General features: G+C 70.9%; 12 protein-coding genes and 2 pseudogenes. 6 read left to right on the top strand and 8 right to left on the bottom strand.

The genetic code is table 11. The features are described from left to right. Positions 1 to 92: 92 nt before the first annotated feature. The 3 genes from AB0D74_RS34820 to AB0D74_RS34830 all read right to left on the bottom strand — a co-directional run bounded on the left by AB0D74_RS34820 (position 93) and on the right by AB0D74_RS34830 (position 2,646). A complete protein-coding gene (locus tag AB0D74_RS34820; protein WP_362595837.1) occupies positions 93 to 899 on the bottom strand; it encodes a hypothetical protein in 807 nt (268 codons plus the stop codon). 144 nt (positions 900 to 1,043) lie between these two features. Beyond that, on the bottom strand, positions 1,044 to 1,970 hold the full coding sequence (locus AB0D74_RS34825; protein WP_362595839.1) for an N-acetylmuramoyl-L-alanine amidase: 927 nt from the start codon (positions 1,968 to 1,970) through the stop codon (positions 1,044 to 1,046). Positions 1,971 to 1,992: 22 nt separating this feature from the next. Next, the gene (locus tag AB0D74_RS34830; RefSeq protein WP_362595841.1) at positions 1,993 to 2,646 is read right to left on the bottom strand and encodes a class I SAM-dependent methyltransferase; all 654 of its coding nucleotides are present in this window, start codon (positions 2,644 to 2,646) and stop codon (positions 1,993 to 1,995) included. 206 nt (positions 2,647 to 2,852) lie between these two features. On the opposite strand from AB0D74_RS34830, the gene AB0D74_RS34835 reads away from it, so the two are divergent. Continuing rightward, positions 2,853 to 3,890 carry an aldo/keto reductase gene (locus tag AB0D74_RS34835; RefSeq protein WP_362595844.1) on the top strand — a complete coding sequence of 346 codons (1,038 nt, stop codon included), beginning with the start codon at positions 2,853 to 2,855 and terminating at the stop codon, positions 3,888 to 3,890. A gap of 302 nt (positions 3,891 to 4,192) precedes the next feature. Here AB0D74_RS34835 and AB0D74_RS34840 read toward each other — a convergent pair whose 3' ends face one another. Beyond that, entirely contained in the window at positions 4,193 to 5,941 is a 1,749-nt protein-coding gene (locus AB0D74_RS34840) for an MFS transporter (RefSeq protein WP_362595846.1), read from the bottom strand. A gap of 194 nt (positions 5,942 to 6,135) precedes the next feature. Here AB0D74_RS34840 and AB0D74_RS34845 point away from each other — a divergent pair, with 194 nt between their 5' ends. Beyond that, positions 6,136 to 7,335, top strand: coding sequence for a lipid-transfer protein (locus AB0D74_RS34845; RefSeq protein WP_362595848.1), 1,200 nt, complete (start codon positions 6,136 to 6,138; stop codon positions 7,333 to 7,335). Between the two features lie 67 nt (positions 7,336 to 7,402). Here AB0D74_RS34845 and AB0D74_RS34850 read toward each other — a convergent pair. Both AB0D74_RS34850 and AB0D74_RS34855 read right to left on the bottom strand, forming a co-directional pair. Further along, positions 7,403 to 7,597, bottom strand: a pseudogene (locus AB0D74_RS34850) (RNA-guided endonuclease TnpB family protein); the annotation flags it as partial. Between the two features lie 63 nt (positions 7,598 to 7,660). After that, positions 7,661 to 8,608 (bottom strand): transposase, encoded by a 948-nt coding sequence (locus tag AB0D74_RS34855; protein ID WP_362595850.1) that lies wholly within the window; start codon positions 8,606 to 8,608, stop codon positions 7,661 to 7,663. A gap of 259 nt (positions 8,609 to 8,867) precedes the next feature. Between AB0D74_RS34855 and AB0D74_RS34860 the strand changes: the two are divergent. The 3 genes and pseudogenes from AB0D74_RS34860 to AB0D74_RS34870 all read left to right on the top strand — a co-directional run. Further along, positions 8,868 to 9,134, top strand: a pseudogene (locus AB0D74_RS34860) (MFS transporter); the annotation flags it as partial. Between the two features lie 142 nt (positions 9,135 to 9,276). Continuing rightward, a complete protein-coding gene (locus tag AB0D74_RS34865; protein ID WP_362595852.1) occupies positions 9,277 to 9,819 on the top strand; it encodes a SigE family RNA polymerase sigma factor in 543 nt (180 codons plus the stop codon). After that, positions 9,816 to 10,577 carry a hypothetical protein gene (locus AB0D74_RS34870; protein WP_362595854.1) on the top strand — a complete coding sequence of 254 codons (762 nt, stop codon included), beginning with the start codon at positions 9,816 to 9,818 and terminating at the stop codon, positions 10,575 to 10,577. Before AB0D74_RS34865 ends, AB0D74_RS34870 begins: the two co-directional genes overlap by 4 nt. Before the next feature lie 21 nt (positions 10,578 to 10,598). On the opposite strand, the gene AB0D74_RS34875 is transcribed toward AB0D74_RS34870, so the two are convergent. Further along, positions 10,599 to 11,231, bottom strand: a complete 633-nt coding sequence (locus AB0D74_RS34875; RefSeq protein ID WP_351490902.1) for a response regulator transcription factor — start codon at positions 11,229 to 11,231, stop codon at positions 10,599 to 10,601. 262 nt (positions 11,232 to 11,493) lie between these two features. Here AB0D74_RS34875 and AB0D74_RS34880 point away from each other — a divergent pair, with 262 nt between their 5' ends. Then, positions 11,494 to 13,065: an alpha-L-arabinofuranosidase B gene (locus AB0D74_RS34880; protein ID WP_362595856.1), complete on the top strand. Its 1,572-nt coding sequence runs from the start codon at positions 11,494 to 11,496 to the stop codon at positions 13,063 to 13,065. Here AB0D74_RS34880 and AB0D74_RS34885 read toward each other — a convergent pair. After that, on the bottom strand, positions 13,043 to 14,314 hold the full coding sequence (locus AB0D74_RS34885) for a sensor histidine kinase (RefSeq protein ID WP_362595858.1): 1,272 nt from the start codon (positions 14,312 to 14,314) through the stop codon (positions 13,043 to 13,045). The genes AB0D74_RS34880 and AB0D74_RS34885 overlap by 23 nt on opposite strands. Between the last annotated feature and the right edge of the window lie 267 nt (positions 14,315 to 14,581).

Raw genomic sequence — 14,581 nt, forward strand, 5'->3', positions numbered from 1 at the left:
ACCTCCTGACGTCACGTCAGATCGACTGCCGGGCGACTGTACGACAACGGCCCCTCACCCGGAAGGGCAAGGGGCCGTACGTGCGGGGCCGTTCAGCCGCGCTGGATCCCGGAGGTGTCCTGGAGCACGCCGCGGCGGCCGTCCTGGGTCTGCGCCACCAGCGCGCCACCGCGCTGCTCGACCGCCAAGTACCAGGTGCCGGGCGCGAGTTCGGCGATCGGCGCGGTCGAACCGTCCTCCGCGAACAACGGCCGTGCCACCGGTACGGCGAACCAGAACGGCGAGAAGTCGGGGGCCGGCGGCTGCTGCGTGGCGGCCGGGGGCTGCTGCTGGCCGAAGGGCTGGCCGGGCTGCGGCTGCGGCTGCGCGCCGTAGGGCTGGCCGGGCTGCGGGGCACCGGCACCGGGGTAGCCGTAGCCGCCGGGGGGCTGGGCGCCGTAGGGCTGCGGGGCCTGCGGCTTGGGGGCCGGGACCAGGGCCGCCTGGAGCGCCGGGACCAGCGGGGTGGCGATCGCGGCGGCGGCCAGCACCAGCGTCGCGATCAGGCCGAGGATCAGGCCGGAGCCCGCGCCGACGTCGGCGCCGCCCAGCTCGTCGGAGAACGCGCCCAGCGGGTCGATGGTCGACCAGAACGCGGTCCACAGGGAGAACACCGTGAGGCCGACGCCGATCTGGCCCAGGTCGAGCCCGACGAACTTGAACGGCTGCGGCAGCGCGCGGGCGAGGACGATCAGGACCGCGCCGGCGATGCCGCCGACGTACATGCTCATCACCAGGCCGAGGTTGTCCCAGGCGTTCGGGCCGGACTTGTCGAACGTGTCGAGGAACGACGCGACGAACAGCAATACCGCTGCTCCGATCACCGCGCCGTCGCCTCTAGTGAGGGAGCGGATATTCACTTCAGGTCCTTCGTGGGTCGTCTCGTCGGCGGAGGAGGCGTCGCGGGGGTGTGCCCCTCATCGTAGGAATCGATCGTAGGAATCCTAGGAAGGACCCTATCGTCCGAACGATCAGGGTGTCCGCCCGGAGGGGCCCGCCGATGCCTACCCGCGCAGGAAACTCACGATTCCCTCAGACATCCCCTGCGCCGCCTTCTGCCGCCAGGCCCCGCTGGTCAGCAGTGCCGCGTCCTTGCTATCGCGCATGTTGCCGCACTCGATGAACACCTTGGGAACTGTTGACAGATTGAGACCGCCGAGATCCTGGCGCACGTCGAGACCGGTGCCGTTGCCCACGTAGTTGGAGGGCGCGCTGCCCGTGACCTTCGCGAAGTCGCTCTCGACGCGTTCGCCGAGGGTGCGGGAGGAGTCGACGATCGGGCGGGTGTCCGCGGCGCCCGAGTGCACGGACGCGGGCAGGATCACATGGAAGCCGCGGTCGCCCTCGGGCGCTCCGTCGGCGTGGATGGAGATGGCCGCGTCGGCGTGCGCGGCGTTCCCGATCTCCGCGCGCTGCGTCACGCACGGCCCCCAGGCCGGCTGGTCCCCGTCGTGCGTCAGCTTCACGGTGGCGCCCTGCTTCTCCAGCAGGGTCCGCAGCCGGTCCGCGACGTCGAGCGTGAACCGCGCCTCGGTGTAGCCGGCGTTGGTGGACGTCCCCGTCGTGTCGCATTCCTTCCAGTTCGTCCCGATGTTCACCTGCTGGTTGATCTCGGACGTGTGCTGGAAGTTCCCCGGGTTGTGCCCCGGGTCGATGACCACGACCTTGCCCTGCAGCGGGCGGCCCGCGCTCGGGCTCGCGCTCGCGCCCGGCACCTTGGCGTCGTCGCCCGGCACCGCCCCCGCCGACTTGGGCGTCGCCGCCCCCGCCTGCCCGGACCCGCCGGAACTCCCGCCGGACCTGCCGACGCCCTCGTACACCACCCATCCGAGCAGCGCACCGGGCACCAGCGCGGCGAGACCGACGGCAAGCGGCGCCCGCCGGAACCGGCGCTGCTGCGGGGGATCGAATTCCGGGCTTGTGTACGACACGTCTGCGACTCTAACCGCGTCCTCAGATCCCCGCCCCCGTTCGCCGCAGCACACGCAGCGAGTCGTGGGCGGACACCTCCGTGAAGGCGCCCGACTCCAGGGCGCGGAGGTAGACGCGGTAAGGGGCCTGGCCGGTGAACTCGTCCTTCGGGTCAGGGAAGACGTCGTGGATCAGGAGGAGCCCGCCTTCGGCCAGATGGGGGGCCCAGCCCTCGTAGTCGGCGGTGGCGTGCTCGTCGGTGTGGCCGCCGTCGACGAAGACGAGGCCGAGCGGGGAGTTCCAGAACGCGGCGACCTGCGGGGAGCGGCCGACGACGGCGACGACGTGGTCCTCCAGGCCCGCCCGGTGCAGGGTGCGCCGGAAGGCGGGCAGCGTGTCCATCAGGCCGATCTCCGGGTCGACGGTCTCCGGGTCGTGGTAGTCCCAGCCCGGCTGCTGCTCCTCGCTGCCCCGGTGGTGGTCGACGGTGACCGCGGTGACCCCGGCCGCGCGGGCCGCGTCGGCGAGCAGGACGGTCGAGCGCCCGCAGTACGTCCCGACCTCCAGCAACGGCAGGCCGAGCCGCCCCGCCTCGACGGCGGCCGTGTACAGCGCGAGCCCCTCGCCGACGGGCATGAACCCCTTCGCCGCCTCGAACGCGGCCAGGATCTCGGGCTTGGGGGCTGCCGCCGTCATGGGCGTCCTCTCACTCGTGCACTCGTGTCCGCTGTCCGGACCTCCATGCTGCCGCACGTGCTTCGCGGGCCGGTCGACAGGGGGTGTGTGGCGGTCAAGTCGGCTGTACGGCACCGGGGTTGGCCGCAGGGGCTGGCTCTCAAGTGCACTCCAACACCTACACTGACGCCGCCAACCCGCCGCCCCACCTGTGACGGAGCACCGACATGCGCTACCGCGTCCTCGGCAAGACCGGCATCGAGGTCAGCACCCACTGCCTCGGCACGATGATGTTCGGAGGCATCGGCAACCCCGACCACGAGGACGGCGCCCGCGTCATCAACGCGGCGCTCGACGCCGGCATCAACTTCGTCGACACCGCCGACATGTACTCGGCCGGTGAGTGCGAGGAGATCGTCGGCAAGGCGCTCAAGGGCAGGCGCGACGACGTGGTGCTCGCCACGAAGGTGCACTTTCCGCTGGGGGAGGGCCGCAACCGCAGCGGCAACTCGCGCCGCTGGATCGTCAAGGCCGTCGAGGACAGCCTGCGGCGGCTGGACACCGACTGGATCGACCTCTACCAGGTGCACCGCCCCGACCACACCACCGACATCGAGGAGACCCTGTCCGTCCTCGGCGACCTGGTGACGGCGGGGAAGATCCGGGCGTTCGGCTGCTCCACCTTCCCCGCGGAGGACCTCGTCGAGGCGCACCACGTGGCGGAGCGGCGCGGGCTGATGCGGATGCGCACGGAGCAGCCGCCGTACTCGGTCCTCGCCCGCGGCATCGAACGGGCCGTGCTGCCCACCGCGCAGCGCCTGGGCATGGGCGTGCTGACCTGGTCGCCGCTCGCCTCCGGATTCCTCTCCGGCGCCCACCGCGAGGGCCGGACCGTCGACTTCGGCACCGGCCGCGCCAAGCTCACCCCGCACCGCTTCGACCCCGGGCTCCCGGGCAACGCCGCCAAGTACGCGGCCGTCGAGCGGCTCGTCGCCCTCACCGAGGAGATCGGCTGCACCCTGCCGGAGCTGGCCGTCGCCTTCCCGCTGGTGCACCCGGCCGTCACCTCGGTGATCATCGGCCCGCGCACCATGGACCAGCTCACCGCGCTGCTCAAGGGGGCCGAACTGGTCCTCGACGACGCGGTGCTGGACCGCATCGACGACATCGTGCCCCCCGGCACCGACCTCTACCGAGCCGACGGCGTCTGGCAGCCCCCGTCCCTCACCGACCCAACCACCCGCAGGCGCCCGACCACGCCCTGACCGGCCACCCCGAAAGCCGAGCGCCCCGAAGGCCGAGCGCCCCGAAGGTTGAGCGCCCCGAAGGTTGAGCGCCCCGAAGGCCGAGCGCCCCGAAGGCCGAGCGACCCGAAGGCCGAGCGACCCGAAGGTTGAGCGCCCCGAAGGTTGAGCGCCCCGTAAGGGGCGCGGGGAACTGCGCGACCAGCCACAACGCTGCCGCAGACGCCAGACGGCACACAGCGGCACGTCCCACCGAATCCCCCGGTTCCCATGACAAAAGGGGGGCGACCGCAACGTACTCGGCCGCCCCCCCCCACGGAGTGTCACGCGCTGACCGTCTCCCCCGGCAGCGCCAGGTCCAGGTCGACCGCCCGCTCGTCCCCGGCGTGCGTCGCCGACGAGGCGAGCGGCCCGTGGCCCGCCGCCTTCGCGGCCAGCACGTACGCCCCCTCCGCCGGCACCGCGAGCGCATACGTGCCGTCCTCGCCGGACACCGTGGCCCCCGCCTGCCGCCCCCGCCGGTCGATCAGGGTCACCTTGGCACGGGCCACCGGCACGCCCGTCGCGTCCAGGACCCGGCCGCGGAAGCCGCGCAGCACCTCCTCGGCGCCCGCGAGCACCGCGTCCTCCTCGCTGCTCGCCCGCAGCTGCGTGTGCTGGGCGACCTCGGCCGGCCGGCTCCGCTTCGGCAGGAGCAGGGCGAGGACCAGACCCACCGCGACCGCTCCGGTGGCGATCAGGAACGAGACGCGGAAGCCGTGCATGGTCGGGATGGCGACGCCGCCCACGTGGTTCGCGGTGTTGGCCAGCACCATGCCGATGACGGCGCTGGACACCGACGTACCGATGGACCGCATCAGCGTGTTGAGGCCGTTCGCCGCGCCGGTCTCCGAGGCCGGGACCGCGCCGACGATGAGGGCAGGGAGGGAGGAGTAGGCGAGGCCGATGCCCGCGCCGAGGACGACCGCGATGACCAGGCTCTGCCAGGCCGCGCTCATCAGGCCGAGACCGGCGCCGTAGCCGATGCCGATGATCAGCATGCCGAGGATCAGGGTGGTCTTGGGGCCGTACTTGGCGGAGAGGCGGGCGTAGACGGGCGCCGTGAACATCATCGTCAGGCCCAGCGGGGCGACCAGCAGACCGGCGCTGACCATCGACTGGCCGAGGCCGTAGCCGGTGGCCTTCGGGAGCTGGAGCAGCTGCGGCAGGACCAGCGAGACGACGTAGAAGCTGACGCCGACCATGATCGAGGCGAGGTTGGTGAAGAGCACCGCCGGGCGGGCCGTGGTGCGCAGGTCGACCAGCGGGGCGGAGTGGCGCAGCTCGAAGAGGCCCCAGAGGAGGAGGACGGCCACCGAGGCGGCGAACAGGCCCAGCGTGGTGCCGGACGACCGGCCCCAGTCGCTGCCCTTGGTGATGGGCAGCAGGAGCAGCACCAGACCGGCCGACAGGCCGATCGCGCCGGGCACGTCGAAGGAGCCCTCCGCGCGCATCGGGGATTCCGGCACGACGAGGAGGGTCAGGGCTATGGAGAGCACACCGAGGCCGGCGGCGCCGTAGAACAGGGCGTGCCAGTCCATGTGCTGCGCGACCAGGGCCGCGGCGGGCAGCGCGAGGCCGCCGCCGACGCCGATCGAGGAGCTCATCAGCGCCATCGCCGAGCCGAGCTTCTCGCGCGGCAGCATGTCGCGCATCAGGCCGATGCCCAGCGGGATCGCGCCCATGGCGAAGCCCTGGAGGGTCCGGCCGACGATCATGGTGAGCAGGTCGTTGGTGAGCGCGCTGACCAGCGCGCCGGCCACCATCACGGCGAGGCTGAGGACCAGCATCCGCCGCTTGCCGTAGAGGTCGCCGAGGCGGCCCATGATGGGGGTGGCCACGGCGCCGGACAGCAGCGTCGAGGTCAGGACCCAGGTGGCGTTGCTGGGTTCGGTGCCCAGCAGCTGCGGGAGGTCCTTGATGACCGGAACGAGCAGGGTCTGCATCACCGCGACCACGATGCCCGCGAAGGCGAGGACCGGGACGACGGCCCCGCTCGCGCCCCGGGCGGGCTGGTCGGTCGTGTGCGTCATGGGGTGGGGCCTCCGGGCCGAGAGAGTGACGGGACGTACGGCATGCGTGCGGGATAAGTGCTCGGTAAACCTCGTATGCACAGGCAACTATTCCGTTGCTTCGAGCTGCTAACGAATCCTTGACCGTCCCATGGGTTTCTGATCTGCCGTCAGGGTCTGGCCTGTTAGTGGAACGTGTTCTAATCTCACGCGTCATGGCTGCTGTGAAGGCGTATGTCGCCGGGGTCGGAATGACCAAGTTCGAGAAGCCCGAGACCCGCGACTGGCAGTACTGGGACATGGTCCGGGAGGCCGGCGGCTCCGCGCTCGCCGATGCCGGGATCTCCTACACCGACGTGGAACAGGTTCCTGTCGGCTACTGTTTCCAGCCCTCGACCGCGGGTCAGCGCGCCGCCTATGAGCTGGGTCTCACCGGCGTCCCCGTCTACAACGTCAACAACAACTGCGCCACCGGCGCGACCGCCCTGATGCTCGCCCGCCAGCTGGTCGAGGGCGGAGCGGCCGACTGCGTCCTCGCCCTCGGCTTCGAGAAGATGAAGCGGGGCGCGCTGGGCGGCGGCGCCGACGGCGGCGACTTCTCGACGTCCCCCGTCGCACGGCACTACGGCGTCATGGCCGCCCGGCACGGCTTCGAGATGACCCCGCCCACCGCGCAGATCTTCGGCGACGCGGCCCGCGAGCACATGGAGCGGTACGGCACGACCGAGGCCCAGCTCGCCGCCGTGGCCGCCAAGAACCACCGGCACTCGGCGGACAACCCCTACGCCCAGTTCCAGGACGTGTACGACGTCGCCGGCATCCTCGCCGCCCGCACCGTCCACCGCCCGCTCACCAAACTCCAGTGCTCGCCCACCTCCGACGGCGCGGCGGCGGCCGTCGTCGTCTCCGAGCGGTTCGCCGAACGGCGCGGCCTCACCGGGCTGGTCGAGATCGTCGCGCAGGCGATGACGACCGACACCGAGGAGTCCTTCGCGTCGGGCTCGTGCATCGACGTCGTCGGCCAGCCCATGTCACGGGCCGCGGCCCGGCAGGTGTACGACCGCTCCGGACTCGGCATCGAGGACGTCGACGTCGTCGAACTCCACGACTGCTTCTCCGTCAACGAGCTGCTGACCTACGAGGCGCTCGGCATGTGCGCCGTCGGCGAGTCGGGCAAGCTCGTCGAGTCCGGCGCCACGACCTACGGCGGGCGCTGGGTGGTGAACCCCTCCGGCGGGCTCATCTCCAAGGGGCACCCGCTGGGCGCGACCGGCCTCGCCCAGACCGCCGAACTGGTCTGGCAGTTGCGCGGCACGGCCGGCGACCGGCAGGTGCCCGGGGCGCGCGTGGGGCTCGCGCACAACATCGGCCTGGGCGGCGCGGCGGTGGTGACGCTGTTCCGGCGGGCGGCGTAGGCCGTAGGAGCGGGCCGTATGCCCGCCGCACTGTCGGCGATGTTCTGCATTTGACATCCTCCCCCTCTCAAAAGAGGAGGATTCCAACCCAGGTGGGTTGAGGTTCACGGGCGCTCGAACGGCCGATGGCCGCTGTCACCCCTCCGGCACCGGCTGATTGCCGGGAGCGGGGGATCCCGCCCTGTCCTGCCGCGACGTTGATACTTGCGTTCTCATCGGCATTGCAGGTGAACGCGCAGGACACGCAGACGAAGTCGGCTTGGCTGAGCCTTCTGCTCGGTGCGCCGTCTCAGCAGACCCCAGCCCTGAGCAAGGATGCCCCGGTTCAGCCGGCCTTCTGCCGGACGTTCTTACCCGGCTCGGTGATGGTTCCCTTCGCCGAGCGGGTCATGTTCTTGATGTTCAGCTTCTCGAAGCGGATCACGTCGTATGTGCGAGCGAGCATGGTGCTGGTCTTCACGCACCAGTCCTTGCGCCGGTTCGCCTCACGTGCCTTCAACCGGGCGGCCTTCGCGTACTCGGTGGCCCTGGCACCACTTCCCTTGGGCGCACGAACTGTGCGCCGCTGGTGCTTGCGGATCTGCGCGCGCTCCTTGACCGTGAGCTGCGGGCAGTTCAGCTTCCGGCCGTCGGACAGAGCGGCCGTGATGGTCACGCCCCGGTCGATGCCGATGACCCCGTCGGCCGTCGGCGCGTCGATCGGCTCGGGAACGACGGCGAAAGCCACATGCCACTGCCCGTTGCGGAAGGTGACCCGGAACGTCTTCGCGGCAGGCAGTGCGGCACGAGTGAGACGGAAACGCACCCAGCCACAGCCGGGCACCTTCACCCGCGCCCACCGCCGGTTGAGCTTCTGCACGACCACGGAACGGCCCATGACCTGCTTACCGTTCTTCGGGTTCAGCTTCGCGCTGCCGTCGGGCTTGTACTCGGGTACGCGATCAGTACCGATGACACGGAAACCCTCGTGCACGTGCTTCCTGCGCCAGGTCGGCTCACCAAAGCCGGAGGCAAAGCGAGCGTTCCTGGCCTTGGCGAAGTCCCTCAGGGCCTGCTGCTGCACGTCCGCATTCCCGGCGGCAAGCCACTGGTTCTCGGCACGCGCTTCGGTCAGCTGGCGGCACTGCTCCGCAAAACCCGGTCCGGACCCCCGGCCCGGCCTCCAGTACGCATGTTGCTCCACAGCCAGATTCCACACGTACCGGGCGTGCGCGCAGTGCAACAGCATCTGCTCCGCCTGCGCAGACGTCGGGTACATCCGGAAACGTGACATGCCGTGAACCTAGCCACCCCGTTCCCCACCCGCGTATGTCTTCGATCAACATCACCCATGAGAGTGACCCACACACCATGCCCCCAGGGAATCCCCGGCCACAAAGCCCTCGACTTGCCACCACCGACCATCCGAGGCCGCCCTCAGGTCTGTGCGCGGAGACGAGGAATTGCCCTGGCGGCTACTCATCCCTGTCCCGCTCCGCGGGAGCACGCATTCACCCCGGCCCCGAAGGGCGGGGCGCCCTGCGCGAAGGATCCCGCTCGCCGCGCTCGCCACGTCCGGGGCGGCGCCGGCCGAGGCCGGGCTGCTCTCGGGACTGGTCAACACCTCGCGGACGATGGGCGGTTCGCTGGGGCTCGCGGTGATGTCGACGATCGCGGCGGCCCGGACGGGCCCGGACGGCGGGCCGGCCGCCCTGACGGACGGGTACGCGGCGGCCTTCCGCACCGGCACCGGGCTGCTGCTGGGCGGGGCGGTGCTGATGCTGCTGTGGCTGCCGCGGCGCGGGGCCGCCGCGCGGTAGGCCGCAGGACCGTCGCGCGGTAGACCGGAGGGCCGTCGCGCGGTAGGCCGGAGGGCCGCCGCGAAGCAGGCCGGAGAATTCCGGGACGGCGGGCAACGGTCCGGGCGGCTCGCGGACTCCTTCTTACATCTAGGAGGTGCCCATGGGGGAGCGGAAGGACGCTCGGAACGAGGAGTTCCAGAGCTTCATGGTCGGCCGCTGGCCGCGGCTGATGCGTACGGCATTTCTCCTCACGGGGGAGCAGCACGCCGCCGAGGACCTGGTCCAGTCGACGCTCGAACAGGTCTTCGTGGCGTGGCGGAAGGTCGGCTCGGCCGACGACCCGGAGGCGTACGTGCGGCGCGTGATGATCAACGCGCACGCGCGCAGGCACAGAAGGAAACTCAAGGAGTTCCTCGCCCCGAAGGACGACTCGGGCCTGGTCCGCGAGATCCCGGACACGGGGGACCGGATCGCCCAGGCCGACGACCGCAGCACCCTGCTCACGGCGCTCGCCGAACTGCCGCCACGGCAGCGGGAGGCGGTGGTGCTGCGCTACTGGGAGGACCTGACGGAGACCCAGGCGGCGGAGGCGATGGGCTGTTCGGTCGGCACGGTGAAGAGCAACGCGGCCAAGGGGATCGCGAAACTCCGTGCCATACCGGGACTGGCCGACATGGTGACGCAGGGAGGGCACAACCGATGAGCACGGACCGGGAGAACCACGGCATGACACAGACGGAGTCGGACATCGCCCTCCTGCTCGCGGACGCCGCGGACGAGGTCGAGATCGGTATAGCCCCGGTGCAGGCGGTCATGCGCGGCGGCCGACGGCGCCGGACCAGGCGCTGGGCGGTGGCGGCGACGGCGGTCGCGGTGCTGGCGGGGTCGGCGGGGGCGACGCTGGCGGTGACGGGACTGCCCCGGGAACACCGGGCGCAGGTGGCGCACGAGGTGTGGGACGCGTCGAAGGCCCGGTTTTCGGAGCTGGCCAGTGGTGACGACCACGGCAAGCACTGGCAGGTCCTGCTCTCCGTCTGGGCGGCGCCGCACGACAGGACGGAGGCGGCCCAGCAGCTGGAGGCGATGCGGGAGTTCGGCATCGCCGACGGCGCGCAGCCCCGGCTCGCGGACCTGGTCGGCAAGACGTCGCACTACGTGACCCTGCGGTACGGCGACGACCGCCTGAGGCCGATCATGTTCGACACGGTGACGAAGTGGGAGAAGCTGACCGGACATGACCTGGAGTCGGCGGGGGTGCCGCTGACCGAGGAGGACGGCGAGGGACCGAACCGGCTGGTGGTGGGCATGGTCGCCGGCACCGCCAAGCTGGTCGAGTGCACCTTCGACAACGGCACGAGCTACTTCGCCCGGCCCACCGCCGCCGCCGGATCCCCGGTGAGCTGGTTCGTCTGCCTGGCGCCCCAGGGGGTTCGGCCCGGGACGGCTGAGGTGATCAAGTAGCCCGACGGTCCTCCCGGTGGCTCACAGCCATCCCTGCTGCCGGGCCTCCCGTACCGCCTCCGCCCGGTTGCGGGTGCCGGTCTTGCCGATCGCGGCGGAGAGGTAGTTGCGGACCGTCGACTCCGACAGGTGCAGCTTCGCCGCGATGTCGGCGACGGTCGCGCCGTCCACCGACGCCTTCAGCACGTCGCACTCGCGGGCGGTGAGCGGGTTCGGCCCGGCGCTCAGCGCGGCGGTGGCGAGCGCCGGGTCCACCACGGTCTCCCCGGTGAGCACCCGCCGGATCGCCCGGGCCAGCTCCTCGACCGGCCCGTCCTTGACGAGGAATCCGGCCGCCCCGGCTTCCATCGCCCGGCGCAGATAGCCGGGCCGGCCGAAGGTGGTGAGGATCAGCACCCGGCAGTCCGGCGCCTGCTCGCGCAGCTCCGCCGCCGCGTCCAGGCCGCTCATGCCCGGCAGTTCGATGTCGAGGAGGGCCACGTCGGGCCGGTGGACGAGCGCGGCGTCCACGATCGCGTCGCCCGTCCCGACCTGGGCGACGACCTCGATGTCCGGCTCCATCCCGAGCAGTAAGGCGAGAGCGCCGCGCATCATCCCCTGGTCCTCGGCGAGGAGCACCCGGATGGACTTGGCGGGCCGGTGGTCCCGGGGCATCTCGTTCGCAGGCTCGTACACAGCCCAAGCGTAGCCTCGGGCCCGGCAATTAAAGAATAGCCATTGTTCCGCGCCGCAGGTCTTGACGGCGGTTGACCGTGCTCAAACAATCACCTCTGCAATTCCCCGAACGGCCGGCGAATGGTCGGTATTTCGACAGCTGAATAGGTTCGGTATTTTGGTCGAACACCGTTCGGGATACCGGACGCCAGGAACCCGCACCGCCCTACGAGGAACCAAGAAGAGGTGCACCGTGTTCTCAGTGCCTGTACGAGCCCTGCGCTCCTGTCCGCCGCGCGTCCGCAGAGCCGTCCTGTCCGTGCTCGCCGCGTTCGTGACCGTCGCCGCCCTCGTCGTCGGGGCCGGCGCCCCCGAGGCGTCCGCCGCGAGTTCGCTGCCCTGTGACGTCTACGCCGCCGCCGGCACCCCGTGCGTCGCCGCGCACAGCATGGTCCGCGCGCTGTACTCCTCGTACAGCGGCTCCCTCTACCAGGTGCAGCGCGCCTCGGACAGCGCCACGGCCGACATCGGCCTGCTGGCCACCGGCGGCTACGCCAACGCCGCCGCGCAGAACTCCTTCTGCGCCGGTACGACCTGCATCATCACCAAGATCTACGACCAGTCCAGCAGGCACAACGACCTCACTGTCGAGGGTGCGGGCGGGGCCGGCGCGGCCGACGTCGGCGCCCCGGCGGACGCGCTGCCGGTGACCGTCGGCGGGCACCAGGTCTACGGCCTGGAGATCTCGGCCGGCATGGGCTACCGGGACAACTCCACCTCGGGGGTCGCCACCAACGGCGGCGCCGAGGGGATGTACATGGTCACTTCCGGCACCCATGTGAACGGCAGCTGCTGCTTCGACTACGGCAACGCCGAGACCAACAACAAGGACACCGGCAACGGCCACATGGACGCCATCAACTTCGGCACCGAGTGCTGGTTCGCGCCCTGCTACGGCTCCGGGCCCTGGGTCCAGGCGGACCTGGAGAACGGGCTGTTCGAGTCCAACCTCGGCTACAGCACCAACTCCTCCAACACGGGCACCGGCGCGATACCGTTCGTCACCGCGTTGCTGAAGAACAACGGGCAGGACCATTTCGCACTGAAATGGGGAAACGCGCAATCGGGCAGTCTCACCACCACCTATTCCGGAAGTGAGCCCAGCACCAGCAGCGGTTACTCGCCGATGCACCAGGAGGGCGCGATCGTCCTCGGCACCGGCGGCGACAACAGCAACGGCTCCATCGGCTCGTTCTTCGAGGGCGTGATGACCTCCGGCATCCCGACCGACGCCGCCGACGACGCCGTCCAGTCCAACATCGTCTCCGTCGGCTACGGCGGCGCCACCGGCTCCACCGGGAGCCTCAACTCCGCCTCGGAGATCTCCCTTCAGGCCACCACGTCCTGCTGCACCACCGACTACGTCCGCCACCAGAACAACGCGGGCGTGCTGTCCGCCATCACCTCAAGCAGCTCCACCCTCGACAAGAACGACGCCACCTGGATCGTCCGGCCCGGCCTCGCGAGCAGCTCCTGCGTCTCCTTCGAGTCCCGGAACTACCCCGGCGACTACCTGCGCCACTACAACTACAAGATCTACCGGCAGCCCATGGACGGCACCACCACGTTCAGGCAGGACGCCACCTTCTGTCCGACGACCGGCAAGAGCGGCACGGGCACGTCCTTCGCCTCGTACAACTACCCGACGAAATACCTGCGCCACTACAACTACAACCTCTACATCGCGAGCGACGGCGGTTCCAACGCCTGGGACAGCGCCACGTCCTGGACGGACGACGTCAGCTGGGCCGTCAGCTCGCCCTGGGCGCCGTAGCGACCGCCGGGGCCAGCAACTCCAGCGCCTCGGTCGGAAGTTCCGCGGTGACCGTGAAGCCGCCGCGCGGCGCCGGGCCGGCCGTGAGGGAGCCGCCCGCCGCCGCGAGGCGCTCGGCCAGCCCCTTCAGGCCGGTGCCGCCGACGCCCTCCGGGCAGGGCTCGGCGGCCACCGTGCCCGAGCCGTCGTCGGTGACCGTCAGCCGGGCCCGCCCGGCGGCGCTGTCGACGGCGATCTCGCAGCGCGTGGCACCGCTGTGCCGGACCACGTTGGTGACCGCCTCGCGTACCACCCAGCCGAGCAGCGTCTCGGTCTGCGGGGCGAGCGGGGCCCCCGACTGCCGGACCACCGGTTCGACGCCCGCCGCCGTCAGGGCCGAGCGGGCCCGGACGAGATCGGCGGCCAGGCTGCCCTCCCGGTAGCCGGTGACCGCCTCGCGGATCTCGGTCAGCGCCTGCCGGCCGACCGACTCGATGTCGGAGATCTGCGTCAGCGCCGCGTCCAGGTCCCGGGGCGCGACCCGCCGGGCCGCCTCCGACTTCACGACGATCACCGAGAGGGTGTGCCCGAGCAGGTCGTGCAGATCCCGGGAGAAGCGCAGCCGCTCCTTCTCCACCGCCCGCCGGGCCAGCTCCTCGCGGGCGGCGCGCAGCTCGCGCACGGCCTCGGAGAGGGAGAGGATCGCGGCGGTGATCATCGTCGACAGGAAGGTGCCGTAGGCGATGGTGATGGCGTCGGAGCCGTCCCGGTACCAGGAGACCGCGCCCGCGAAGCAGGCCAGCAGGATGCCGGCCCGGCCCAGCCAGGGCCCGCGCAGCGCCGCGCCGGTGGCGAGGCCCAGCAGCGGGAAGAACATCAGCCAGTTGCCGCCGTAGCCGAGGGCCAGGCCGGTGGTCAGCAGGCCCATCAGCAGCAGGGCGACCCGGGAGGAGGTGGCCTCCCGGGCCTCTTTGCGGAAGGAGCGGAAGGTCACGTAGATGTAGAGGGAGTTGAAGGCCAGCAGGCCGATCGCGCCGATCCAGGGGTTGGCCGTCTTGCCCTGGAGCAGGTTGGAGAAGGAGCCCAGCCCCATCAGCAGCCACGGGAGCAGGGCGAACCCGGAGGGCGGCGGTCCCGCGTGCTCGGGCGTCTCACCGTTCTTCCGGGCGGCCTTCTGCTGCTCCCTGAAGCGGGTCATGTCCTCCCGCCACTGGGCGCGCGCCGTCCGCCACCCGTCCACCTGGCACTTCACCTGCTGCTGCCACGCCATGTCACTCTTCCCCCGATCTGCGCCAACCTGTACGGATCTGATCTGCTCTGTCCCGTCCGGGCGTACTGTCCGGCGGTACGACCCTACGAAAGGCGGCGCCGGTTCGGCAGAGGCGGATGTACGGCCGTGGGCAGGACAAATGTCATGGTCCGGCGCAGCCGCATCTGACACGACGTCAGGAGCCTTCACAAGTGCGGAGCGCTGGGCTATACAAGGTGCGCTGGAATGGAACGCGTTCTAGATCTGCACCCGTGGACGACCTCGGTG

The organism is Streptomyces sp. NPDC048278, from assembly GCF_040652195.1.
In the GTDB taxonomy this organism is placed as follows: Bacteria; Actinomycetota; Actinomycetes; order Streptomycetales; family Streptomycetaceae; genus Streptomyces.